We start from the raw sequence: 24,875 nt of genomic DNA on the forward strand, positions 1-24,875 counted from the left end.
CCCATGGCCATCGATCAGGACCTCACCGAGACCCAGGTGATCGTGGTCGGCGCGGGCCCCGTCGGACTGCTGCTCGCCGGAGAACTCCGGCTGGCGGGCACGGACGTGGTGGTGCTCGACACCCTCACCGCCCCCACCTCCGCATCACGGGCGTCCACCCTGCACGCCCGCACCATGGAGATCCTGGACAGCCGCGGCCTCCTCGACGCGATCGGCGAGGTGCCGCACGACAACGCCGGACACTTCGGGGGCATCCCCCTCGACCTCGGCCTGCCCGGCCCCTACCCGGGGCAGTGGAAGGTCGCCCAGACCCGGCTGGAGGAAGTCCTCGGGGAACGGGCCGCCGACCTGGGCGCGGACATCCGGCGCGGCCACGAGCTGACCGGGCTGACCGTGACCGCGGACGGGGTGGTGGCCGACGTACGCACCGAGGGCGGCCGGCTGTCCCTGCGGGCCCGGTACGTGGTCGGCTGCGACGGCGAGGACAGCGCCGTCCGCCGGCTCGGCGGCTTCGGCTTCCCCGGCACCGACGCCGAACGCGAACTGCTGCGCGCGGACGTCGCCGGCATCGACATCCCCGACCGCCGCTTCGAGCGCAAGGACGGCGGACTCGTCATCGCCGCCCGCCGGCCCGACGGCGTCACCCGGGTGATGGCGCACGAGTTCGGGGCGCGGCCCCGGTCCGGACGGCTCTCCTTCGAGGAGGTCGCCGACTCCTGGAAGCGCATCACCGGCGAGGACATCGGCGGCGGCACCCCGCTGTGGGTGAACTCGTTCGGCGACGCCTCCCGGCAGGCCGACCGGTACCGGCGGGGCCCGCTGCTGCTCGCCGGGGACGCGGCGCACCAGCAGATGCCGATCGGCGGCCAGGCACTGAACCTCGGGCTCCAGGACGCCTTCAACCTCGGCTGGAAGCTGGGCGCCCGGATCGCCGGCCACGGCACCGACGCGCTCCTGGACACGTACCACGAGGAACGGCACGCGGTCGGGCAGGGCGTCCAGAGCAACGTCCGCACCCAGGCCCTGCTGCTGCTCGGAGGCCCCGAGGTGGACGCGGTACGGGAGGTGTTCGCGGAGCTCAGCGCCAGCGAGAACGTACGGACGCACCTGGCCGGGCTGATCTCCGGGCTGTCCGTACGCCACGACGTCGGCGCCCCCGCGGACGCCCCCGGGCTGCCCGGCTCGCGCGTGCCGGCCTGGGAGGTCACCACCGCCGAGGGCAGCACCACGACGCTGGGCCTGCTGCGGCCGGGGCGGGGGCTGCTGCTCCTGCCGCCGGGCGAGGAGGCGCGGCGGGCGGAGCTCGCGGAGGCGGCGGGGGCCTGGAGCGACCGGGTCCGGATCGTGACCGCGGTGTCCGTGGCCGACGGGTCCGCGGGGGCCGGTGCTCCCGAGGGCGCCGTCCTCGTACGGCCCGACGGGTACGTGGTCTGGGCCGACGGACCGCGGGCGGAGGCGCTCGACGAGGCGCTCACGCGGTGGTTCGGGGCCGAACGGCCGGCGCCCGCCCCGGCCGTGCGGGACTCCGCCGGCACCGGGAGCCTCCCGGCCGGGGCGGAGCCGGCCCGCGTCGCCGCCGAGCCGGCGGCGCTCGCCGGCGTCCGGCGGGGTGTCGGCGCGGAGCGGCTCACGGGCCGGACCGCGCTGGTCACCGGTTCGAGCCGCGGCATGGGCCGGGCGGCCGCGATCCGGCTCGCGCAGGAGGGCGCGCTCGTCGCCGTCCACTACCACCAGGACGAGGCGGCCGCGCGTGACGTCGTCACCGCCGTCGAGAAGGACGGGGGGCGGGCGTTCGCGGTGCGGACCGAGCTGGGGGTCGACGGAGACGTGGACACCCTGTTCGCCGCGCTGGAGGAGGACCTGCGCGAGCGGACCGGCTCCACTGACCTGAACATCCTGGTGAACAACGCCGGGGTGATGGGCGGGGTCGCCGCGGACGAGGTCACGCCGGAGCAGTTCGACCGGATCTTCGCGGTGAACGCGAAGGCGCCGTTCTTCCTCATCCAGCGGGCGCTGCGGAACATGCCGGACGGCGGGCGGATCATCAACATCTCGTCCGGGCTGACCCGGTTCGCCAACCCGGACGAGATCGCGTACGCGATGAGCAAGGGCGCGCTGGAACAGCTCGCCCTGCACTTCGCGAAGGCGCTCGGGCCGCGCCGGATCACCATCAACTCGGTCGCGCCGGGCATCACGCGCAACGGGAACCCGGTGTTCGACATCCCCGAGGCGGTGGAGCAGATGGCGGGGCTGTCGGCCTTCAACCGGGTCGGGGAGCCGGAGGACGTCGCCGACGTGGTGGCGTTCCTCGCCACCGACGAGGCCCGGTGGATCACCGGGTCGTTCGTGGACGCCACGGGCGGCACCCTGCTCGGCTGACGCCCCCGGGCCCCTCCTGACTCCGTCGGCGTGTGTATCCCACGCGCCACGCCGACGGCGGGCGGGCCGGCCGGGGATCCCTCCCCGGCCGGCCCGCCCCTTCTTCCGAATGCGAGCGTGTACTCCTCGATGAGCATTGCCTCCGGCGCCCGGGTCGGGGCCCGTTGGGCTCTGGTGTCCGTACTCGCCGCGAACATGCTGGTGGACGCCCTGGAGGTGTCCGCGACCCTGGTGGCGCTGCCGGCCGTCGGCGGCGCGCTGGGGGCTTCCGTCACCCGGGTCCAGTGGATCGTCACCGGCTTCGCCGCCGGGTTCGGCGGGGCGCTGCTGCTCGGCGGCCGGCTGGTGGAGTGGTTCGGGCGGCGGCGGGTCTTCCTCGCCGCGCTGCTCGTCTTCGCCGCCGCGTCGCTGGGCGGGGCGCTGGCCGACGGTGTGGAACTGCTGGTCGCCACCCGTGTGGTGAAAGGATTCTGTGTCGCACTGACCGCGCCCACCGGGCTCTCCATCATCGTGGCCGCCGTCCCCGAGGGGGAGGCGCGACGGCGTGCCGTGTCGGTCTACTCCCTCTTCGGGGCCGCCGGGTTCTGCTCGGGGCTGCTGCTGTCCGGACTGCTCACCGGGCTCGGATGGCGGTGGACCCTGGCATTCCCGGCCCCCGTCGCGCTGGCGCTGTTCGTCGCCGCGCTGCGGGTGGTCCCGCGGGAGCCCGCCGTGCACGACGGGGGGCCCCGCCGGTACGCGGTGCTGGTGGGGGGCGCGTCGACCGGGGCGGCGCTGCTGCTCGTGGACGCGTCGTCCAGCGGCCGGTGGGGCGGCGCCGTCGCGGCGGCGGTGCTGGTCCTCGTCTGCGTCCGGGCCGAGCGGGCCTCCCCGCGGCCGCTCGTGGACACCACGCTGCTGCGGCACGCACCGCTGGTGCGCTCCGCGCTCGGGGCGGCCGCGCTCAACGGCTCCTACGTGAGCTTCCTGCTGGTCGCGGCGACGGACCTGCGGCGGGACGGGTGGAGCGCCTGGGAGACCGCCCTCGGGTTCCTGCCCGCCGCCGCGCCGCTCGCCCTGACCGCCCTGCACTCGGGGCGGATCGCCGCCCGGCTGGGGCCCGCGCGGGCCGTCGCCGCCGGGGCGCTCGCCGCACCGGCCGGATACGCGCTCTACCCGGACTCCGGTGCGGGCGGGGTGCGGTATGTCGAACTGTTGCCCTCGATGTCCCTCGTCGGCCTCGCCTTCGTGCTCGCCTTCACCGCGCTGCACCTCCAGGCGACCGGATCCCTTCCCTCCGGCCTCCGTACGGCGGCCGGCGGCCTCTACCAGACCTGCGTGCAGCTCGGCGCGGCACTCACCCCCGCGCTGACGTCCGCGCTGTACACGACCTCCGGCCCCAGCGCGGCGCTCGGGCTGGTCACCGCCGTCGGCCTGGCCGGCGCGGGCGTCGCCGTCGCCGGCCTCGCACACCCTTCGACCGACCCTTCCTGAGAACCGCCGACCCCTCTCTCCTCCGGCGGTGCCCCCTACGAACCGGAAAGCATCATGACCACACTTCACATGTCGCAGACATACGAGACAGACACAGGCCTGGTCCACATGACCAGGCCCGACATGGCCGTACTGGCCACCGCCGGGCTGCGCGAGCGCACCCGGATCCTCGAGCAGTACGTGCGCGAGGAGCTCGGCCGGATCCTCGGCATCGAGCCACACCTCGTCGACACCACGGGCCGCCCCATGGGCTGCCTCGGCATCGGCTCGATCTCCGGCATCGAACTCCAGTACCGGATGGAGGCCACGCTCGGCGTCGACGTGAACCTCCAGCGGCTGCTGCTCGCCAACAGCGCCCAGGAGCTCATCGACTGCCTCGCCGGCCAGCTCGGTCCCGAGGCCCACCTGCACGGGACAGCGGTGCCGGCATGACGACTACCACTCTGCTGCCGGCCGCCCGTCCGGTGGTGAACCACCAGGGTCTCGACCGGCTCGACTTCACCCTCTCCGCCGACCGGGTCGACCTCTGGCTGATCCGCCGCCCCACCGGGGCCGACGCGGACGCCCTCGCGGTCGGCGAACTCGACGCGGACGAACGCAAGCGCGCCGACGCCTTCATCCGCCGTTCGGACGGCATGCTCTACGCCGCCGCGCACGTCGCGGTGCGCCGGCTGCTCGGACGGTACACCGCGACCCTGCCCCAGGACGTCCGGTTCATGCGCGAGCCCTGCCCCGGCTGCGGCGAGGCGCACGGCCGCCCGGCGCTGTCGCCCCCGCCGCCGCCCCTGCACTACTCCCTCTCGCACAGCGGGGGAGTGGCCATGGTCGGCGTCGGAACGGTCCCGCTCGGCGTTGACGTGGAGAAACTCCCCGGCGCCGAGACGGTGGACATCTGCTCGAAGGCCCTGCACCCCGACGAGCAGCTCGAAATCGCCCGTGCCGGCTCCGGCGAGGCGCGCAGGCACCTCTTCGGACAGATCTGGACGCGCAAGGAAGCGTTTCTCAAGGGGCTTGGGACAGGGTTGAGCCGCTCGCCCGCCGAGGACTACCTGGGCACCGAACTGGACCGCCACCCCGACGGCTGGACCATGGTCGGCGTCCCGGCCGACACGACCCACGCCGCAGCCGTCGCGGTCAAGGGCCAGGCCCCCAAGGTCGTCAACGTCAGGTGGGTGCCCGACACCTGGCTGGCCGCAGGCAACACCGTGTGCGGCGCTGCCGCCCCCGGACCGCACGACACGGTCCTCACCAGTTGAACCGCAAGTAAGGACGTGACCGGATGACCCGCACCGCCTTCCTCTTCCCGGGCCAGGGCTCCGAATGCGCCGGCATGGCCAAGGAGCTGCTCGCCCTGCGGCCCGACCTCGCCGACACCCACTACCGCACCGCCGACGACCTCCTCGGGTTCCCGCTGTCGCGGCTGTGCGTCGACGGGTCCCCCCGGGACCTGGAGGACCCGACGGTGGCACAGCCGGCCGCCTTCCTCACCAGCATGGCCGTGCTGGAGGTGCTGCGCGGACGGGGCCTGGAGCCGGACGCGGTGGCCGGGCACAGCCTGGGCGAGTACGCGGCTCTGGTGGCCGCGGGCGCCCTGGAGTGGACCGAGGCGCTCTGGCTCGTCCGGCTGCGCAGCGAACTGGTGGCCACCGTCGGCGACCGGGTCGGCAGCGCCACGGCCGCGGTCATCGGCCTGAGCCGCCCGGACCTGACGCGCCTGTGCGCCGAGACCCGGGCGGCAACTGGCCAGGTCGTGGAGGTGGCCGGGGACAACGAGCCCCGGCAGACGGTGGTGTCCGGGCAGGCCGAGGCGGTGGCCCGGGTCGCCGACGAGGCCCGGGCGGCCGGGGCGCGGGTGGCGTGGCTGCGTACCGGGGGGCCGTTCCACTCCAGTCTGCTCGGCGAGGCCGAGGCGGAGTTCACCGAGACGCTGATCGCGACCGAGTTCCGGGACCCGGCCGTGCCGCTGGTCTCCGGGGTCACCGGCGGCTGGGTGACGACGGCCGCCGAGGCCGTCGTCGCCCTGCGCGGCCAGCTCACCACCCCGGTGCGCTGGACCGGCGCGGTGCGGACGCTCGCCGCCTCGGGCACCGACCGCTTCGTGGAGGTGGGCCCCGGGCGGGTGCTCGGCGGGCTGGTCCGCCGCATCCTGCCGGGGGCCCGCGTCCACAGCACGCACACGCCCGAGCGGCTGGCGGAGGCCGTGGACGAACTGAGCGCCACCGCGGTCTGACCGGCAGGCAGTCACACCCGCGGCCGCGAACGCCGGCGGGACGTCACGAGACGAGGAGCAGTCCATGGACAGGCAACCGGAGACCGGCCTCATCCACGTGGTCCGGGGGCGTCCCGACGCCGAGGAACTCGCGGCGCTCACCGCTGTCGTGCTGGCCCGGGCCGCGGCCTACGAGGGCGAGCACGGCGGCACGGCCGGCGGCGGGCCCACCCTGGCGGGCTGGCGCTGTCCGCGGCAGCCCCGGGCCTTCCACGGCGCACGCACCTGGCGCGACAACCACGCGGGGCCGCGCTCCGCCTGACCGGCGCGGGGCAGTACCGCCCCCGCGCCGTCCCCCGTACCACCGCACCATCGGCCGTCAGGGCCGGGAAGGGACCCCATTCCGTCATGAACGTCCACAAAGGACTCATCCTCGACGAGACCGCCAAGTTCCATCAGGACGTGCAGGACGATCGGCCTTTCGTCCCCGGTACCACCGAGATCTGGCCCGCCGGCGCGGTGCTCGACGAGCGCGACCGCACCGCGCTGGTCGAGGCCGCCCTGGAGATGCGGATCGCCGCCGGGCCCAGCTCGCGCCGCTTCGAGTCCCGCTTCGCCCGCACGCTGGGGCGGCGCAAGGCCCACCTGGTCAACTCGGGCTCCTCGGCGAACCTGCTGGCCCTGACGGCCTTCACCTCGCACCTGCTGGAGGACCGGCGACTGCGGCCCGGCGACGAGGTCGTCACGGTGGCCGCCGGCTTCCCGACCACCGTCAACCCGATCATCCAGAACGGGCTGGTGCCCGTCTTCGTCGACGTCGAGCTGGGCACCTACAACACCACCGCCGACCGGGTGGAACAGGCCATCGGGCCCAAGACCCGGGCGATCATGATCGCGCACGCTCTGGGCAACCCCTTCGAGGTCGCCGAGATCGCCCGACTGGCGGAGGACCACGGCCTGTTCCTGATCGAGGACAACTGCGACGCGGTCGGCTCCACCTACGACGGACAGCTGACGGGGACCTTCGGCGACATCACGACGGTCAGCTTCTACCCCGCCCACCACCTGACCATGGGCGAGGGCGGCTGCGTCCTCACCTCGAACCTGGCGCTCGCCCGGATCGTGGAGTCGCTGCGCGACTGGGGCCGGGACTGCTGGTGCGAGCCGGGCGAGACCAACAAGTGCCTCAAGCGCTTCGACTACCAGATGGGCACCCTCCCCGAGGGCTACGACCACAAGTACATCTTCTCCCACGTGGGTTACAACCTGAAGGCCACCGACATCCAGGCGGCCCTCGGCCTGACCCAGCTGGACAAGCTCGACGAGTTCTGCGAAGCCCGCCGCCGCAACTGGCGGAGGCTGCGCGAGGGGCTCGACGGCGTGCCGCACCTGATCCTCCCCGAGGCCACCCCGCGCAGCGACCCGAGCTGGTTCGGGTTCGCGATCACCGTGGACCCCGGTGCCCCGTACAGCCGGGCCGCCCTGGTGGACTTCCTGGAGGGCCGCAAGATCGGCACGCGCCGGCTGTTCGCGGGCAACCTCACCCGCCACCCGGCCTACATCGGGCAGCCCCAGAGGATCGTCGGCGACCTCGCCAACAGCGACATCGTCACCGACCAGACCTTCTGGATCGGCGTCTACCCGGCGCTGACCGACGAGATGCTCGACTACGTCATCGCCTCGGTCAAGGAGTTCGTGGGCGGACACTCCTGACCGCCGAACCCCGCGAGTCCGCCCACAGGAGAGGCCATGCCATCGACCCACGACGACATCGCGGACCTGCGCGAGCAGATACGGGTGCTGCGCGACCGCGCCGAGCTGCGCGAGCTCTTCGACCGCTACGTCGTCGCCCTGGACACCTTCGACGGAACCGGCCCGGGTGAGGCCCGGTTCGCCACGCTGTTCACCGAGGACGCCACCTTCGCCTTCCCCATCGGCGTCTGCACGGGCGTCGAGGCCTTCGCCGCCTTCCAGCGCGAGGCGCGGGAGCGGTGGGCGCGCACGCACCACGTCAGCGCCAGCCACTCCATCGCCCTCGACGGTGACCGGGCCGTCGTCCGGGCCCAGCAGCTCACCACCCACGTCCACCACGCCGGAGCGGGCCCGGCGGCCCACTTCGACGTCGGCGGGCACACCGAGGCCCATGCCGTGCGCACCCCGGACGGCTGGCGGCTGAGCCACGTCTCGTTCCGCGTCGTGTGGGACTCCGGCGTCCGCCTGCCCGAGCTCGCCGGGATCCGGCTGTGAGCGCCGGATGAACGCCGTGCAGATCGCCGGCTACTGGGTCCCCGCCCGTGAGACCCCGCGGGATCCCGTACGCGAACCCGTATGCGAACCCGTACGGGAGTCCCCGCACGGGGTCCGGCCGCACCCGGCGCCGCCCCTGGTCACGCTCCTGCGCCGCAGGGCCGCCTGGGGGCTGGCCGTCACCCGGGGGCGGGCCGCGCGTCCCGCCCCGAACCCGCCGGGCCGGTCGGCCCGGCCCGCCTGACCCCGCCGGGGGACCCCGGCGGGGTGCCGACCCATGCCCGGAGGACCCCCATGGCCCCCACCCCGTCCCCTGCCGCGCCCCCGGTGAGGTCCGTCGTCCTCGACGCGGACGGGATCCCGCTGTCGGGGCTGCTCGCCGTGCCCGCGGACCCCGTGCCCCGGGCCGTGGTGGTGGCCCTGCACGGGGCGGGGATGAGCGCGGGCTACTTCGACAGCCGGGTGCGGCCCGGGTTCTCCCTGCTGGAGCTCGGCGCCTCGCTGGGCTTCGCCGTGCTCGCCCTGGACCGGCCCGGGTACGGGGCCTCGGCGGCCGTGCTGCCGCGGGGGCTGGACCTCGCCGGGCAGACGGCCGCCCTGCTCTCCGCCCTCGACGGGTACGCCGACGGCCACGGGCTCGGCGCGGGCGTCTTCCTCGTGGCCCACTCCAACGGCGGCCGCCTCGCCCTGTCCGCTGCCGCCGGCGCCCGGGGCAGGCTCGCGCCGCTCGGCGTGGACCTGTGCGGGGTCGGCCGCCACTTCGCGGTGGAGCCCGGGCAGCTGCCCGGGGCGGACTTCCCCGGGCAGTGGCGCCGGCACTGGGGCGCGCTGCGCTTCTACCCGCCGGAGGCCTTCCGGGCCTGCACCGGTCTGGTGCGGCCGGTACCCGCCGAGGAGGCCCGGGAGACCCCCTCGTGGCCGGCGATGTACCCCGCCGTGGCGGCCGGTGTGAGGGCTCCCGTTCGCTTCACGTTCGCCGAACAGGAGCTCTGGTGGAGGCGGGACCGCGCGGCCGTGGAGGAACTGCTGACTCCGCTGAGCGGGGCCTCCACAGAGGTGGTCATCCAGCCGCATGCTGGACACAACGTCAGTCTGGGCTGGGCCTCCCGGGGCTACCACCTGCGGGTCATGGCCTTCCTGGAGGAGTGCCTACTCGCCCGGGAGCCGGGAGACGGGCGGATCCCGGCCACAACTGACCGAGAAATGAAGAAGGTTGACCGGGATCTGACATAGATCCCGTTGACCAGCAGATCGGTACCAACGAGGCTTTTCGTGAGCATCCCGTGACGTGTAACGAAGTCCGTCATACCGGGACACGTCCACTCGGCATCTCGTACGTCTGTTTGATTCACAAGCCTGTTTGATTCATCAGATCATTCCGCAAAGGAACACACATGAGTGACGTGAAGGACCTGGTGCAGGTCGCCGGCATCATCGACGCCGAGGAGGCCAAGATGCTGGCCGAGGAAGGCTGCGACTGGTTCGGCTTCCCGCTCCGCCTCCCGTCGGGCAAGGACGACATCTCCGAGGCGGCCGCCTCGGAGATCATCGCCGGGCTGACGGCTCCCCAGGAGGGCGTCCTCATCAGCTACATGACGGACGCCGACGAGATCAGCGCCTTCACCACGCAGCTCGGTGTGAAGGCCGTCCAGCTCCACGGCGACGTCGAGCCGGAGCAGCTGCGCAAGCTGAAGGCCAACCGCCCCGACCTGTACGTGCTCAAGAGCCTGGTCGTCAAGGAGGACAACGCCGAGGAGCTCCTCCAGCTCGTCGACGAGGTCGCCGACGTGGTGGACATGTTCATCACCGACACCTTCAACCCGGCCACCGGTGCCAAGGGCGCCACCGGCCTCACCCACGACTGGAACGTCAGCGCCGAGCTCGTGCGCCGTTCCCCCAAGCCCCTGATGATGGCCGGCGGCCTGAGCCCGGAGAACGTCGCCGACGCCATCCGCTTCGTCAAGCCCGCCGCCGTCGACGCCCACAGCCTCCTCGAGGGCCCCGACGGCCGCAAGGACCGCGCCAAGGTCGCGAAGTTCGTGGCCGAGTCGCGGAAGGCCTTCGCCGAGATCGCGAACGGCTGATCCCGGCACCCGACCACACGGTTGCGGTTCCCGGGGCCCGCGGGGCCCCGGGCCCGGCCGCAGCACGTCTCCACGACCGACGAGAAGCAGGTTTCTCATGGCGACCGGCCACCACAATGTCCACCCGCTGCCGCAGACCAACCAGCTCCGCGCCATGCACACGATCATCCGTGACCGCAGGGCCTCCCGCGCGGACTTCGTGTTCTACTCCCGGCGGATCATCCGCCTCCTGCTCGAATCGGCGCTCAACCAGCTGCCGTTCGACCAGCACGAGGCCATCACGCCGGTCGGAGAGACGTACGAGGGACTGAGACTCGGTCCCCAGCTTTGCGCCGTGCCCGTGGTCCGGGCCGGTGACTCGATGCTCGACGAGCTCCGCCAGGTCATCCCCGACATCACCGTCGGCAAGCTGCTCATCCAGCGGGACAAGACCACCAAGCTCCCGCACCTGTACTACAAGAACTTCCCCGAGGACATCGCCCAGCGGCACGTCCTCCTCCTGGAGCCGATGCTCGCCACCGGCGGCAGCGCCAAGGCGGCCATCGAGGTCCTCCTCGACGCCGGCGTGAAGGAGGAGAACATCGTCTTCGTCAACTTCCTCGCCTCGCCCGAGGGCATCGAGGCCGTCCACGCCGCGTACCCGCTCGTCAAGATCGTCACGTCCTCGATCGAGCAGCGCCTCAACGAGAACGCGTTCATGATCCCGGGCATCGGCGACTTCGGCGACCGCTACTTCGGCACGACCGACTCGGCAGTCGCCTGATGAAGAGCAGCCGTACCGTTGCCGACTCCGCGCTGACGGCACTCGCGCCGGCGATCTGGGGGTCCACGTACCTGGTCACCACGGAGCTGCTCCCGGAGGGCCGGCCGCTGCTGGCCTCCCTGCTCCGTGCCCTGCCCGCGGGCCTGATCCTGGTGCTCATCGGGCGGACACTGCCCAAGGGCATCTGGTGGTGGCGCGCACTGGTGCTCGGCGTGCTGAACATCGGTGCCTTCTTCTACCTGCTCTTCGTGGCCGCCTACCACCTGCCGGGCGGCGTCGCGGCGCTGGTGATGTCCATCCAGCCGATGATCGTGCTCCTGCTGGGCGCGGCCCTGCTGAAGGACAAGATCAAGCCGATCCACCTGATCTCCTGCGCCCTCGGCGCGGGCGGTGTGGCCCTGCTGGTCCTCCAGCCGAACGCCGGGCTGAACGCCACCGGTGTCATCGCCGGTCTGCTGGGCGCGCTCAGCATGGCCTCCGGCATCGTCCTGACCAAGCGCTGGGGACGCCCCGAAGGCGTGGGCCTGCTGCCCTTCACGGGCTGGCAGCTCACCGTCGGCGGGCTGGTGCTGCTCCCGATCACGCTGATCGGCGAGGGCCTGCCGAGCGAGATCACCGCCAAGAACCTCTGGGGCTTCGCCTACCTCGGCATCATCGGGGCCCTGTTCGCCTACGCGATCTGGTTCCGCGGCGTGGCCCGGCTGCCCGCGCTGGCCGTGTCGTTCCTGAGCTTCGCCTCGCCCCTGGCGGCCACCCTGCTCGGCTACTTCGTCCTCGACCAGTCGCTCTCGCCGATCCAGATCGTCGGAGCCCTGACCGTGGTCGCGTCCGTGATCCTGGCCCAGCCGCGCAAGGGCAAGCCCAAGCCCGAACCCGAGCCGGCCCTCGAAACCTCGCGGGAGTCCGTCAAGGCCGCCTAGGCCGAGGACACCCGCCACAGACTCCCCGCCCGTCACCACCCCCGAGGCGGGTGGGGAGTGGTGGTGGCACACCGCGGCCTCCCCCGTCCGCGGTGTGCCACCAACCCCCTGCACGAACGACTCGCGAGAGGACCGAAGCCGTGCCCCACATCCACATCAGGCACTACCCCAGGGACTTCACGGCCGAGCAGCTCCAGGCGATCGACGAGGCGGTCACCGCCGCCGTGACGAAGACCTTCGCCACCGGCGAGGACACCGTCTCGATCTCCGTCGAGCCGGTCAGTCCGGAGGACTGGGACGACCGGGTCCTCTCAGAGATAGCGGCCCGCCCGGATCTGCTGGTCAAGCGACCCGGCTACTGGAACGAGAGTTGAGAGAGACCCGATGAGCGCAAGCAGCGGCATCCCCGTCGTCTACACCGAGGAAGTCCGGGAGGCCCTCCACGAGGGCAAGGCCGTCGTCGCCCTCGAGAGCAACGTCATCACGCACGGCCTGCCGTACCCGGACAACGCGGCCACCGCCCGCAAGGTGGAGGACGCGGTGCGGGCCGGCGGCGCCGTCCCGGCGACGATCTGCATCGAGGCCGGCGAGATCCGCGTCGGCATGTCGGACGCCGACATCGAGCGCTTCGCCTCCCTGCCGGACATTCCCAAGGTGTCCAGCAGGGACCTGCCCGTCATCCTGGCGCAGGGCGGCCTGGGCGCCACCACGGTGGCCTCCTCCGTGGTCGCCGCCGAGCTCGCGGGGATCCCCTTCTTCTCCTCCGCCGGCATCGGCGGCGTGCACCGCGGCGCCCAGGAGACCTGGGACGTCTCCTCGGACCTGATCCAGTTCACCCGTTCCAAGGTCGCGGTGGTCTGCGCGGGCGCGAAGATGATCCTCGACCTCGGGCTGACCCTGGAGTACCTGGAGACGCAGTGCGTCCCCGTCGTCGCCTACCGCTCGGACGACTTCCCCGCGTTCTACTGCCGTACGAGCGGCCACAAGGCGCCCCACCGCCTGGACGACGAGCAGGTCATCGCCCGCGCCGTCGAGGCCCACTGGGCGCTCGGCAACAACAGCTCCTTCCTGATCACCACCCCGGTCCGGGAGAAGGACGCCATCGACTCCGTCGAGGTGGACACGGCCATCCGGGCCGCGGTCGCCGAGGCCACCCGCGACGGGGTCTCCGGCCAGGCCATCACCAAGTACCTGATGCGCGCCGTCGACGCCGCCACCGACGGCCGTTCGGCCAAGGCCAACATGGCCGTCCTCGCTTCCTGCGCCGAGGCGGCCGGCCGGCTGGCCGTCGCGCACTCCGCGCACCTCGCCGAGCGCGCCGGGCGCTGACCCGCCCCTTCGAACCACCACCGCACCACGCGTTGACCTCAGTCTGGAGAGAGACACACATGTCCGAGAAGCTGTTCGAGCCGGTCACTCTGGGGAAGCTGGCCCTGGGCAACCGAGTGGTCATGGCGCCCATGTCCCGCAACCGGGCCACCGCCGACGGCCTCGCCACCGACCTGATGGCCACCTACTACGGTCAGCGCGCGGGCGCCGGCCTGATCATCACCGAGGGCGCCCAGCCCTCCGTGACGGGTCAGGGCTTCGGCAACAGCCCGGGTCTGCACACCGAGGAGCAGGCCGCTTCCTGGAAGCCGGTCACCGAGGCCGTGCACGCCCGCGGCGGTCTGATCGTCGCACAGCTCATGCACTGCGGCCGCATCGGCCACCCCTCGCTCTACCCGAGCGGCCACCAGTCGGTCGCCCCGTCCGCCATCGCCGCGGCCGGCCAGGCCTACGGCCCCCAGGGCCCGCTCGACTACCCGGAGCCGCGTGCCCTGACGGTCGAGGAGATCGCCGAGGTCGTCAAGGAGCACGCGGACTCCGCCGAGCTCGCCATCGAGGCCGGCTTCGACGGCGTCGAGATCCACGCGGGCAACGGCTTCCTGCTCCACCAGTTCCTGGCGGAGAACACCAACCAGCGCACCGACCAGTACGGCGGCTCGGTCGAGAACCGCATCCGCTTCGCGATCGAGGTGATCGAGGCGGTCTCCGAGCGCATCGGCGCCGACCGCGTCGGCGTGCGCATCTCGCCGTCCAACCCGTACAACGACATCGTCGAGGGCGACACGCGCGCCATCTACGAGGCGCTCGTCGCGGCCCTGCCGCCCATCGCCTTCCTGCACATCCTCGAGGGCGGCAACCGCGACCACATCGAGGCGCTGCGCGCCCAGTGGACCGGCACCATCGTCCTGTGCCCGCACCCGGAGAACGGCGTTCCGGTCAGCGGCGAGATCGCCGGTGAGGCGCTGGAGGCCGGCGTCGCCTGCGCCGTCGCCTTCGGCTCGTCCTTCATCGCCAACCCGGACCTGCCGGAGCGCATCCGCACCGGCGCCGCGCTGGCCGAGGCCGACCAGAGCAAGTTCTACGGCGGCGACCACACCGGCTACACGGACTACCCGACGCTCGCCGAGAGCGCCGCGTGAGCGACTCCGGGAAGATGCTGCTCTTCTCGGGGCGCGCGCACCCCGAGCTCGCCGAGGCCATCGCGGCGGAGCTGGGCACGGAACTGGTCGAGACGAAGGCGATCGACTTCGCCAACGGCGAGATCTACATCCGCTACCACGCCTCCGTGCGCGGCGCGGACTGCTTCGTCGTCCAGAGCCACACCGCCCCCATCAACAAGTCGATCATGGAACAGCTCATCATGATCGACGCGCTGAAGCGGGCCTCCGCGCGCAGTGTCACGGTGATCCTGCCCTTCTACGGATACGCGCGACAGGACCGCAAGCACAGCGGCCGGGAACCCATCTCGGCCCGCCTGGTGGCGGACCTGCTCAAGACCGCCGGCGCGGACCGGATCCTGACGATCGACCTGCACGCCGACCAGATCCAGGGATTCTTCGACGGTCCGGTGGACCACCTGTTCGCCATGCCGGTCCTCGCGGACTACATCGGCTCCAAGGTGGACCGCGAAGCGCTGACCGTGGTCTCGCCCGACGCCGGCCGCGTGCGCGTGGCCGACGGCTGGTGCGACCGCCTCGGCGCTCCGCTGGCCATCGTCCACAAGCGGCGCGACAAGGACGTGGCCCACCAGGTCACCGCCCACGAGGTGGTCGGCGAGGTCCGCGACCGCGTCTGCGTCCTGGTCGACGACATGATCGACACCGGCGGCACGATCTGTGCCGCCGCCGACGCCCTCTTCGCCCAGGGGGCGCGGGACGTCATCGTGGCGGCCACGCACGGGGTGCTCTCCGGCCCCGCGGCGGACCGCCTGAAGAACTCGCGGGTGAGCGAGTTCGTGTTCACGGACACCCTCCCGGTGCCCGGGGCGCTCGGACTGGACAAGGTCACCGTCCTGTCCATCGCCCCGCTCATCGCGGGCGCTTCGCGCGCGGTGTTCGAGAACGGATCAGTAACCCGGCTCCTGCAGAACCGGTGATCGCCCGGACGGGCGGGCCTGACGGGGGCCCGTCCGTCCGTAGGGGGAGGCGGCCGCACGCACCGCGCCGTTCCGGACCTTCCGGGTGGTGAGGCATTGCCCTTGCGCCCCTCAGTTCTACGCACTTCCCGGCCGAGCTGCAGCTCGGCCACCGACGCCCACCGCTTCCAGCGGTGTCCGCCCCGTGCGGACGCCACCCCCCACGCTCGCGGTGAGCGTCGTACCTCGGGCTCGCCACCACGCCGGAGCCCGGTTGCGGGGGCGCCCGACCGCGCCCGTGCTCCACAACGGAACGTAAGGAAGCGGGAAATGACTCTTCAGGAGACCAGCGTGCTCGAGCCCACCCTGCAGGGGACCAACACGTTGCCCGGCCTGCTCGCGGAGCGGGTGGCCGAGCACCCCGAGGCGATCGCCGTCGCCTACCGGGATGAGAAGCTCACCTTCCGCGAGCTGGGGTCCAGAAGCTCGGCGCTGGCCGACTACCTGGGGCACCTCGGCGTCTCCGCCGACGACTGCGTCGGCCTGTTCGTCGAGCCGTCCATCGACCTGATGGTCGGTGCCTGGGGCATCCTCAAGGCCGGCGCCGCCTACCTGCCGCTCTCCCCGGAGTACCCCGAGGACCGGCTCCGCTACATGATCGAGAACAGCGAGACGAAGATCATCCTGGCGCAGCAGCGCCTGGTGTCCCGCCTGCGCGAACTCGCCCCGCAGGACGTCACCATCGTGACCCTGCGCGAGTCCGAGGCCTTCGTCCGCCCCGAGGGCCAGGAGGCCCCCGCCGGCGGCGGCGCCCGACCGGACACCCTCGCGTACGTGATCTACACCTCCGGCAGCACGGGCAAGCCGAAGGGTGTGATGATCGAGCACCGCAGCATCGTCAACCAGCTCGGCTGGCTGCGCGAGACCTACGCGATCGACCGCAGCAAGGTCATCCTGCAGAAGACCCCGATGAGCTTCGACGCCGCGCAGTGGGAGATCCTCTCCCCGGCCAACGGCACGACCGTCGTCATGGGCGCCCCCGGCGTCTACGCCGACCCCGAGGGCCTCATCGAGACCATCGTCAAGCACGGCGTGACCACCCTCCAGTGCGTCCCGACCCTGCTCCAGGGCCTGCTCGACACCGAGAAGTTCCCCGAGTGCGTCTCCCTCCAGCAGATCTTCAGCGGCGGCGAGGCCCTCTCCCGCCTGCTGGCCATCCAGACCACGCAGGAGATGCCCGGCCGGGCGCTCATCAACGTCTACGGGCCGACCGAGACCACCATCAACTCGTCTTCGTTCCCCGTCGACCCCGCCGAACTGGACGAGGGCCCGCAGTCCATCTCCATCGGCTCCCCGGTGCACGGCACCACCTACCACATCCTCGACAAGGAGACCCTGAAGCCGGTCGGCGTCGGGGAGATCGGCGAGCTGTACATCGGCGGCATCCAGCTGGCGCGCGGCTACCTGCACCGCGACGACCTGACCGCCGAGCGCTTCCTGGAGATCGAGCTCGAGGAGGGCGCCGAGCCCGTCCGCCTGTACAAGACGGGCGACCTCGGCCAGTGGAACACCGACGGGACCGTGCAGTTCGCCGGCCGCGCGGACAACCAGGTCAAGCTGCGCGGCTACCGCGTCGAGCTGGACGAGATATCCCTGGCGATCGAGAACCACGACTGGGTCCGCAACGCCGCCGTCATCGTCAAGAACGACGGCCGCACCGGTTTCCAGAACCTGATCGCCTGCATCGAGCTGAGCGAGAAGGAAGCCGCCCTGATGGACCAGGGCAACCACGGCTCCCACCACGCCTCGAAGAAGAGCAAGCTCCAGGTCAAGGCGCAGCTGTCCAACCCGGGCCTGCGCGACGACGCCGAGCTGGCCGCCCGCCCGGCCTTCGACCTCGAGGGCTCCGAGCCCACGCCCGAGCAGCGCGGCCGGGTCTTCGCCCGCAAGACGTACCGCTTCTACGAGGGCGGCGCCGTCACCCAGGCCGACCTGCTGGGCCTGCTCGGCGCCGAGGTCACCGCGGGCTACTCGCGCAAGGCGGCCGACCTGGCCCCCGCCGAACTCGGCCAGATCCTGCGCTGGTTCGGCCAGTACATCAGCGAGGAGCGCCTCCTGCCGAAGTACGGCTACGCCTCCCCGGGCGCGCTGTACGCGACGCAGATGTACTTCGAGCTGGAGGGCGTCGGCGGTCTGAAGCCGGGCTACTACTACTACCAGCCGGTCCGCCACCAGCTCGTGCTGATCAGCGAGCGCGAGGCCACGGGCAAGGCCACCGCGCAGATCCACTTCATCGGCAAGAAGAGCGGCATCGAGCCGGTCTACAAGAACAACATCGTCGAGGTCCTGGAGATCGAGACCGGCCACATGGTCGGCCTCTTCGAGCAGATCCTGCCGGCCTACGGCCTCGACATCCACGACCGCGCCTACGAGCCGGCGGTCAAGGACCTGCTCGACGTCGCCGACGAGGACTACTACCTGGGCACCTTCGAGCTGGTCCCGCACGCGGGCCGGCGCGAGGACCACGCCGAGGTCTACGTCCAGACGCACGGCAACAAGATCGCCGGTCTGCCCGAGGGCCAGTACCGCTACGAGAACGGCGAGCTGACCCGCTTCTCGGACGACATCGTCCTCAAGAAGCACGTCATCGCGATCAACCAGTCGGTGTACCAGGCCGCCAGCTTCGGCATCAGCGTCTACAGCCGCGCCGAGGAGGAGTGGCTGAAGTACATCACCCTCGGCAAGAAGCTCCAGCACCTGATGATGAACGGGCTGAACCTGGGCTTCATGTCCTCCGGCTACAGCTCCAAGACCGGCAACCCGCTGCCCGCGTCCCGCCGCATGGACGCCGTCCTCGGCGCCAACGGCGTCGACGGCGGTCCGATGTACTTCTTCGTCGGCGGCCGCGTCAGCGACGAGCAGATCGCCCACGAGGGCATGCGCGAGGACAGCGTCCACATGCGCGGTCCGGCCGAGCTCATCCGCGACGACCTCGTCAGCTTCCTGCCCGACTACATGATCCCCAACCGGGTCGTGGTCTTCGAGCGGCTGCCGCTGTCCGCCAACGGCAAGATCGACGTCAAGGCGCTCGACGCCTCCGACCAGGTCAACGCCGAGCTCGTGGAGCGCCCCTTCGTCGCCCCGCGCACGGAGACCGAGAAGGAGATCGCGGGCGTCTGGGAGAAGGCCCTGCGCCGCGAGAACGCGTCCGTCCAGGACGACTTCTTCGAGTCCGGTGGCAACTCGCTGATCGCCGTCGGCCTGGTCCGCGAGCTCAACACGCGCCTGGGCGTCTCCCTGCCGCTGCAGAGCGTCCTGGAGTCCCCGACCATCGAGAAGCTGGCCCGCCGCCTGGAGCGGGAGGTCGCCCAGGAGTCCTCGCGCTTCGTCCGCCTGCACGCGGAGACCGGCAAGGCCCGGCCCGTGATCTGCTGGCCGGGTCTGGGCGGCTACCCGATGAACCTGCGCTCCCTGGCCGGAGAGATCGGCCTCGGCCGCTCGTTCTACGGCGTCCAGTCGTACGGCATCAACGAGGGCGAGACGCCGTACGAGACCATCACCGAGATGGCCAAGAAGGACATCGAGGCCCTCAAGGAGATCCAGCCGGCCGGCCCCTACACCCTGTGGGGCTACTCCTTCGGCGCCCGTGTGGCCTTCGAGACCGCCTACCAGCTGGAGCAGGCGGGCGAGAAGGTGGACAACCTCTTCCTGATCGCCCCGGGCTCCCCGAAGGTGCGCGCCGAGAACGGCAAGGTGTGGGGCCGTGAGGCGTCCTTCGCCAACCGCGGCTACACCACGATCCTGTTCTCCGTCTTCACCGGCACCATTTCCGGTCCGGACCTGGACCGGTGCCTGGAGACCGTGACGGACGAGGCGTCCTTCGCCGAGTTCATCAGCGAGCTCAAGGGGATCGACGTCGACCTCGCCCGCCGCATCATCTCGGTCGTGGGCCAGACCTACGAATTCGAGTACTCCTTCCACGAGCTGGCCGAGCGCACCCTCCAGGCGCCGATCAGCATCTTCAAGGCCGTGGGCGACGACTACTCGTTCCTGGAGAACAGCAGCGGCTACTCGGCCGAGCCGCCGACGGTCATCGACCTCGACGCCGACCACTACAGCCTGCTGCGCGAGGACATCGGCGAGCTGGTGAAGCACATCCGCTACCTGCTCGGCGAGTGACCTGACAGCCGACAGCGGACCGAATGAGGACGGCCGCCCCGCCGGAGGAATCCGGCGGGGCGGCCGTCCTTTTCGCGTTTCACGGACGCTTTCCCATCGCCTGCGGGCCGGAGGAAAAACCGGCCAGTAGGTGGCTCAATTCTGACGCAGATTGACCGTGTTCTGACATGGGCCCTGTTGACGGCGCATTCACCGCACAAGAGACTTCTATTGATTCCAGCCGTCCCGTTTTTTCATCGTTTTCGCTGATGAGGAGTCATCTTCCATGCGCTTCAATCTCATCGGCCCCTTCGAGATCGTCACCGACGACGGCAGGACCCACCAGCCCGGAACCCCCAAGGTCTGCCAGACGCTCGCGCTCCTGCTCACCCGGCCCGGCGAGATCGTCACGGCCGAGGCCCTCATCCGGGAGCTGTGGGGCGAGAACCCCCCGCGCAGCGCGGTCACGACGCTCCAGACGTACGTCTACCACGCGCGCCGGATGTTCGCGCAGGAGCGCCTGGCACCCGCCGGCCGCTGCCTGATCGTCACCAGCCCCTCGGGCTATGTGATGAGCGTCGAGGACTCCGAGGTCGACGTACGGATCTTCGAGCGGCTCGTCACCCGGGCCCGGTACGAACTGGCCGAGGAGGAGCCCCAGCGGGCGCTGCGCACGATCGGCCAGGCGCTCGACCTGTGGCGCGGGCCGGCCCTGTCGAACTTCCCCGCCGGCGACGTGCTCGCCGGGCACATCGTGCACCTGGAGGAACTGCGGATCAGGGCCTTCGAGACCCGCATCGAGGCGCAGGAGGCGCTGGGCCGCCACCGCGAGTCCATACCGGAGCTGCGCAAGCTGATCAACGACTACCCGCTCAACGAGTGGTTCCACAGCCGGCTCATCGGCGCGCTCGGTGCCGCCGGACGGCGCGCGGAGGCCCTCCAGGCCTACCAGAAGGTGCGCCGGCTGCTCGCCGAGGAACTGGGCCTGGAGCCCTCCGTGGAGCTCAAGCGGCTGCACGGGCGGCTGCTGAGCCCGGCGCGCGCGGAGCGGGTCGCGGTGAGCGCGGCCGTCTGAGCCGCGGCCGCATCCTTCCGAGCCGCCGTCCGCGCGGAGTACGGGGCCGGGCGGTCGGGGGCCGTCGGCCGGCCCCGCCGGTCCGTCCGGCGGGGCCGGTCCGGCGGGGCGGGAAGCCGGGGTGCGCGCCGCGTTCGAGCGCGGCTCCAGGGAGGTCGGAGACGGTCGCCATCCCGGCCTGTACAAGGCCGTGCACCGGGCCGTACACAGGAGGAAGCCGCATGTCCCGTCGTCTGTTCACCTCGGAGTCCGTCACCGAGGGCCACCCCGACAAGATCGCCGACCAGATCAGCGACACGATCCTCGACGCGCTGCTGCGCCGGGACCCGACCTCGCGCGTGGCGGTGGAGACCCTCATCACCACCGGTCAGGTGCACATCGCCGGTGAGGTGACGACGAAGGCCTACGCCCCGATCGCGCAGCTCGTCCGGGAGAAGATCCTGGAGATCGGCTACGACTCCTCGGCGAAGGGCTTCGACGGCACGTCCTGCGGTGTGTCGGTGTCCATCGGCGCCCAGTCCCCGGACATCGCCCAGGGCGTGGACACCGCCTACGAGCGGCGCGTGGAGGGCGAGGGCGACGAGCTCGACAAGCAGGGCGCGGGTGACCAGGGGCTGATGTTCGGCTACGCCTGCGACGAGACGCCCGAGCTGATGCCGCTGCCGATCCACCTCGCGCACCGGCTCTCGCGCCGCCTGTCCGAGGTCCGCAAGAACGCGACCGTCCCGTACCTGCGCCCGGACGGCAAGACCCAGGTCACCATCGAGTACGACGGCGACAAGGCCGTGCGCCTGGACACGGTCGTCGTGTCCACGCAGCACGCGGCGGACATCGACCTGGAGTCGCTGCTCACCCCGGACGTGCGCGACCACGTGGTGGAGCACGTCCTGAAGCAGCTGGCCGAGGACGGCATCAAGCTGGACACCGCCGGTTACCGGCTGCTGGTGAACCCGACGGGCCGTTTCGAGATCGGCGGTCCGATGGGTGACGCCGGGCTGACCGGCCGCAAGATCATCATCGACACGTACGGCGGCATGGCCCGCCACGGCGGCGGCGCCTTCTCCGGCAAGGACCCGTCGAAGGTGGACCGCTCGGCCGCGTACGCGATGCGCTGGGTCGCCAAGAACGTCGTCGCCGCCGGCCTCGCGGCCCGCTGCGAGGTCCAGGTCGCGTACGCGATCGGCAAGGCCGAGCCCGTCGGCCTCTTCGTCGAGACCTTCGGCACCGCCAAGGTCGAGGTCCAGAAGATCGAGGACGCCATCGGCGAGGTCTTCGACCTCCGCCCGGCCGCCGTCATCCGCGATCTCGACCTCCTGCGCCCCATCTACGCGCAGACCGCCGCGTACGGCCACTTCGGCCGCGAGCTCCCCGACTTCACCTGGGAGCGCACCGACCGCGTCGACGCCCTGCGCACCGCCGCCGGCCTGTAGGACCCCGGGAGCCGCCAGGCCCCGGACCCACAGGCCGGCGTCCCTGGTCCTCAGGCCGTCGGGAAGTCCGTGGTCGGTGCCAGGGGGGCCCACTCCTCCCAGGCGGCCAGCCGCTCGCGCAGCACCGCCGGGGCGCGGTCGGCCGCGCCGGCGCCCAGCAGCACCCGCAGCGGGGGCTCCTCGGCCTCCAGCAACTTCAGCAGCGCCACACCGGCCCGGCGCGGATCGCCGGGCTGGAGGTGCGCGAAGGCCCCCGACAGGCCGTGCCGGCGCTTGGCCAGCACGGAGTCGTAGGCGGTCTTGGGCGCGGCCCGCACCAGGGAGCTCGCGCTCCAGTCGGTCCGGAACTCGCCGGCCTCGATCAGGGTGACCTTGATGCCGAAGCCGGCGACCTCCTGGGCCAGGGTCTCGCCCATGGCCTCCAGCGCCCATTTGCTCGCGCAGTACATGCCCAGGTTCGGGTAGGTCGTGACGCCCGCGATGCTGGACATCTGCAGGAGGTGCCCGGAGCCCTGGCGGCGCATCAGCGGCAGTACGGCCTGTGTGGTCCACAGCGCGCCGAGGAAGTTCACGTCGAACTGGTCGCGGACCTGCCGCTCGGTGACCTCCTCCACCGCGCCGGCCAGCCCGTACCCCGCGTTGTTCAGCAGCACGTCGATCCGCCCGGCCCGCTCCCCGGCCTCGGCCACGGTGGCGAACACCGCCGCGCGGTCGGTGACGTCCAGGGTCATCGGGACCACCCGCGCGCCGAAGCGCTCGACGAGGCCGTCGAGCGCCTCGACGCGCCGGGCCGTGGCGACCACGGTCTCCCCGGCCTCCAGGACGACCTCGGCGACCGCCCGTCCCAGGCCCCGGGAGGCGCCCGTGACGAACCAGACCCGAGGCGTCCCCCGTGTCATCGACCGGCCCGCTGCTCGGCGAAGGCCTTGGCGTGGTTGAGGGTGGCGGTGCTGTTGGTGCTCAGCGCGGTGCGCACGTACTGCTTGGCGTCCTCGACGGTCGCCTCGGGGCCCAGGATCCGGGCGATGTTCTCCGTGTTGATCGTCACCGTGTGCTGGGAGGAGGCGGCGAGGCCGCCCTCGCCGTCCTCGGCGAACGTCCAGTAGCCGGTGTGCAGGCTCATCAGCGCCGGCAGGGTCGTCTGCTTGTAGGCGATCCGCTCGTCGGGGAACGTCACCCGGTAGGACTTGGTGGTGTGGACGGAGCCGTCCTTGGCCCGGGTGTCCATCTCCAGCTCCTGGAGGCCCGGGGTGTCCTCGGTCAGCCGGACGACGGCCACGTGCGGCAGCCGCTCGGGCCACAGGTGCGCCTCGTTGACGAAGGCGTAGGCGTCCTTCGCGGAGCCCTCGATCCGGACGGTGTCCTCGAAGGAGAACGTCAGGTCCTCGGCGGCGTGGGCCTGCTCGACGTTGGTCTTCAGCGCGGCCAGCTCCGAGCGCGAGTTGCGGTCGACGGCCCGGTCGATCCACTCCAGGCTCGCCGGGTCGTCGTCCACGGCCCGGTAGTCGTGCAGCAGGCGCACCCGGGACTCGCCCTCGGAGAGCGGCTCGATGATCCAGGTGCCGCCCATCGCGGCGACCGGGGGCGCCGGGACCTCCTGGCGGAAGGTGATCGTCAGATTCTCCGGGTCCAGGGTGCGGCGGGAGGTCCAGTTCTTGGGCTCGCCGTTGGCGGTGGCCCAGATCCGGATGCGCTCCTCGTTCCCGCCCTGCGGGATGTGGTCCACGTAGATGGTCGGGGGGAAGATCCGGGGCCAGTTCCGGACCTCGGCGATCAACCGGTACACGGCGGCGGCCGGGGCCGAGACCGTGATCTCGTGCTCCACTTCACGCAGGCCGGGCTGCGGCATGGTCTTGCTCCTCGGATTCGGGGGTCGTACGTGATCGGGCGGGGCGGGATCAGAAGTTGCCGAGGCCGCCGCAGACGTTGAGGGCCTGCGAGGTGATGGAGGCCGCGGTGTCGGAGGCCAGGTAGCCCACGAGCCCGGCGACCTCCTGCGGGGTCGAGTAGCGGCCGAGGGGGATCTTCGCCTGGAACTTCTCCAGCACGGCCTCCTCGGTGCTGCCGTACGCGGCGGCGTAGCCCTGGCGGACCCGCTCGGCCATCGGCGTCTCGACGTAGCCGGGGCAGACGGCGTTGACGGTGATGCCCGTCGGGGCCAGTTCGTTGCCCAGTGCCTTGGTGAAGCCCACCACGCCGTGCTTGGACGCCGAGTAGGGGGCGCCCAGGACCACGCCCTGCTTGCCCGCGGTCGAGGCGATGTTGATGATGCGGCCGCGGTTCTTGGCGCGCATGCCGCCGGTGTTCAGGACCTCGCGGGTGACGCGGAAGACGCTGGTGAGGTTCGTCTCGATGACGTCGTACCAGAGCTCGTCGGCGATGTCGGCGGTGACGCCGCCGCCGGAGCGGCCGGCGTTGTTGACCACGACGTCGATGGTGCCGAACCGCTCCACGGCCGCCTCGACCCAGGCCTTGACGCCGTCGCCGCTGCGCACGTCCACGCTCGCGCCGTCGACCTCCAGGCCCTCGGCGGTGAGCTCCTTGACGGTACGGGCCACGTTGTCGGCGTCGCGGGCCCCGATGAACACCCGGTGCCCCTGGGCGGCCAGGGTGCGGGCCGCTTCCAGGCCGATACCGCTGGTCGCTCCGGTGACGACGGCGACGCGCTTGGTCTGGTCCTGATCCTGGGCCTGGTCGGGCATGAGAACTCCTCGGTGAATCGACGGGTGGCGCA

23 protein-coding genes are annotated in these 24,875 nt (G+C 71.7%); 20 read left to right on the forward strand and 3 right to left on the reverse strand.

Annotated elements, in window-relative coordinates; all coding sequences use genetic code 11:
- Positions 1-3: 3 nt before the first annotated feature.
- The 20 genes from ACFY15_RS33375 (at position 4) to metK (ending at position 22,141) form a co-directional block, all read left to right on the forward strand.
- Entirely contained in the window at positions 4-2,379 is a 2,376-nt protein-coding gene (locus ACFY15_RS33375) for an SDR family oxidoreductase (protein WP_390826690.1), read from the forward strand.
- 129 nt (positions 2,380-2,508) lie between these two features.
- Positions 2,509-3,852, forward strand: a complete 1,344-nt coding sequence (locus tag ACFY15_RS33380; RefSeq protein ID WP_390826691.1) for an MFS transporter — start codon at positions 2,509-2,511, stop codon at positions 3,850-3,852.
- A gap of 69 nt (positions 3,853-3,921) precedes the next feature.
- Positions 3,922-4,284: an acyl carrier protein gene (locus ACFY15_RS33385; protein WP_042810227.1), complete on the forward strand. Its 363-nt coding sequence runs from the start codon at positions 3,922-3,924 to the stop codon at positions 4,282-4,284.
- Entirely contained in the window at positions 4,281-5,108 is an 828-nt protein-coding gene (locus ACFY15_RS33390) for a 4'-phosphopantetheinyl transferase family protein (RefSeq protein ID WP_390826692.1), read from the forward strand. Before ACFY15_RS33385 ends, ACFY15_RS33390 begins: the two co-directional genes overlap by 4 nt.
- Positions 5,109-5,131: 23 nt before the next feature.
- Positions 5,132-6,082, forward strand: coding sequence for an ACP S-malonyltransferase (locus ACFY15_RS33395; protein ID WP_390691121.1), 951 nt, complete (start codon positions 5,132-5,134; stop codon positions 6,080-6,082).
- Between the two features lie 64 nt (positions 6,083-6,146).
- Positions 6,147-6,383 carry an acyl-CoA carboxylase subunit epsilon gene (locus ACFY15_RS33400; RefSeq protein ID WP_390691122.1) on the forward strand — a complete coding sequence of 79 codons (237 nt, stop codon included), beginning with the start codon at positions 6,147-6,149 and terminating at the stop codon, positions 6,381-6,383.
- A gap of 86 nt (positions 6,384-6,469) precedes the next feature.
- Positions 6,470-7,774, forward strand: coding sequence for a lipopolysaccharide biosynthesis protein RfbH (rfbH, locus tag ACFY15_RS33405; RefSeq protein ID WP_390691123.1), 1,305 nt, complete (start codon positions 6,470-6,472; stop codon positions 7,772-7,774).
- Positions 7,775-7,810: 36 nt separating this feature from the next.
- Entirely contained in the window at positions 7,811-8,308 is a 498-nt protein-coding gene (locus ACFY15_RS33410; RefSeq protein ID WP_390691124.1) for a nuclear transport factor 2 family protein, read from the forward strand.
- 7 nt (positions 8,309-8,315) lie between these two features.
- Entirely contained in the window at positions 8,316-8,552 is a 237-nt protein-coding gene (locus tag ACFY15_RS33415; protein ID WP_390691125.1) for a hypothetical protein, read from the forward strand.
- A gap of 50 nt (positions 8,553-8,602) precedes the next feature.
- Positions 8,603-9,541: an alpha/beta hydrolase gene (locus tag ACFY15_RS33420; protein ID WP_390691126.1), complete on the forward strand. Its 939-nt coding sequence runs from the start codon at positions 8,603-8,605 to the stop codon at positions 9,539-9,541.
- 161 nt (positions 9,542-9,702) lie between these two features.
- Positions 9,703-10,392, forward strand: coding sequence for a phosphoribosylanthranilate isomerase (locus ACFY15_RS33425; protein ID WP_366455842.1), 690 nt, complete (start codon positions 9,703-9,705; stop codon positions 10,390-10,392).
- Between the two features lie 97 nt (positions 10,393-10,489).
- Positions 10,490-11,155 (forward strand): uracil phosphoribosyltransferase, encoded by a 666-nt coding sequence (gene upp, locus ACFY15_RS33430; protein ID WP_390691127.1) that lies wholly within the window; start codon positions 10,490-10,492, stop codon positions 11,153-11,155.
- A complete protein-coding gene (locus ACFY15_RS33435) occupies positions 11,155-12,075 on the forward strand; it encodes an EamA family transporter (protein ID WP_390691128.1) in 921 nt (306 codons plus the stop codon). Before upp ends, ACFY15_RS33435 begins: the two co-directional genes overlap by 1 nt.
- 140 nt (positions 12,076-12,215) lie before the next feature.
- A complete protein-coding gene (locus ACFY15_RS33440; RefSeq protein WP_390691129.1) occupies positions 12,216-12,449 on the forward strand; it encodes a tautomerase pptA in 234 nt (77 codons plus the stop codon).
- A gap of 10 nt (positions 12,450-12,459) precedes the next feature.
- On the forward strand, positions 12,460-13,404 hold the full coding sequence (locus ACFY15_RS33445; protein WP_390691130.1) for a pseudouridine-5'-phosphate glycosidase: 945 nt from the start codon (positions 12,460-12,462) through the stop codon (positions 13,402-13,404).
- A 59-nt stretch (positions 13,405-13,463) separates the two neighbouring features.
- On the forward strand, positions 13,464-14,543 hold the full coding sequence (locus ACFY15_RS33450) for an alkene reductase (protein ID WP_390691131.1): 1,080 nt from the start codon (positions 13,464-13,466) through the stop codon (positions 14,541-14,543).
- A gap of 14 nt (positions 14,544-14,557) precedes the next feature.
- Entirely contained in the window at positions 14,558-15,499 is a 942-nt protein-coding gene (locus tag ACFY15_RS33455) for a ribose-phosphate diphosphokinase (protein WP_390691136.1), read from the forward strand.
- A gap of 309 nt (positions 15,500-15,808) precedes the next feature.
- Positions 15,809-19,657: an amino acid adenylation domain-containing protein gene (locus ACFY15_RS33460; protein ID WP_390691132.1), complete on the forward strand. Its 3,849-nt coding sequence runs from the start codon at positions 15,809-15,811 to the stop codon at positions 19,655-19,657.
- A 265-nt stretch (positions 19,658-19,922) separates the two neighbouring features.
- Entirely contained in the window at positions 19,923-20,711 is a 789-nt protein-coding gene (locus ACFY15_RS33465; RefSeq protein WP_390826693.1) for a BTAD domain-containing putative transcriptional regulator, read from the forward strand.
- Positions 20,712-20,932: 221 nt separating this feature from the next.
- On the forward strand, positions 20,933-22,141 hold the full coding sequence (metK, locus tag ACFY15_RS33470) for a methionine adenosyltransferase (RefSeq protein ID WP_390826694.1): 1,209 nt from the start codon (positions 20,933-20,935) through the stop codon (positions 22,139-22,141).
- A gap of 50 nt (positions 22,142-22,191) precedes the next feature.
- On the opposite strand, the gene ACFY15_RS33475 is transcribed toward metK, so the two are convergent.
- The 3 genes from ACFY15_RS33475 to ACFY15_RS33485 are packed head-to-tail and all read right to left on the reverse strand — an operon-like array spanning position 22,192 to position 24,843.
- Positions 22,192-23,040 carry an oxidoreductase gene (locus ACFY15_RS33475; RefSeq protein ID WP_390691483.1) on the reverse strand — a complete coding sequence of 283 codons (849 nt, stop codon included), beginning with the start codon at positions 23,038-23,040 and terminating at the stop codon, positions 22,192-22,194.
- The gene (locus ACFY15_RS33480) at positions 23,037-23,990 is read right to left on the reverse strand and encodes an aromatase/cyclase (RefSeq protein WP_390691484.1); all 954 of its coding nucleotides are present in this window, start codon (positions 23,988-23,990) and stop codon (positions 23,037-23,039) included. Before ACFY15_RS33480 ends, ACFY15_RS33475 begins: the two co-directional genes overlap by 4 nt.
- Before the next feature lie 49 nt (positions 23,991-24,039).
- A complete protein-coding gene (locus tag ACFY15_RS33485; protein WP_390691485.1) occupies positions 24,040-24,843 on the reverse strand; it encodes an SDR family NAD(P)-dependent oxidoreductase in 804 nt (267 codons plus the stop codon).
- Between the last annotated feature and the right edge of the window lie 32 nt (positions 24,844-24,875).

Source organism: Streptomyces sp. NPDC001373 (genome assembly GCF_042895815.1).
In the GTDB taxonomy this organism is placed as follows: domain Bacteria; phylum Actinomycetota; class Actinomycetes; order Streptomycetales; family Streptomycetaceae; genus Streptomyces.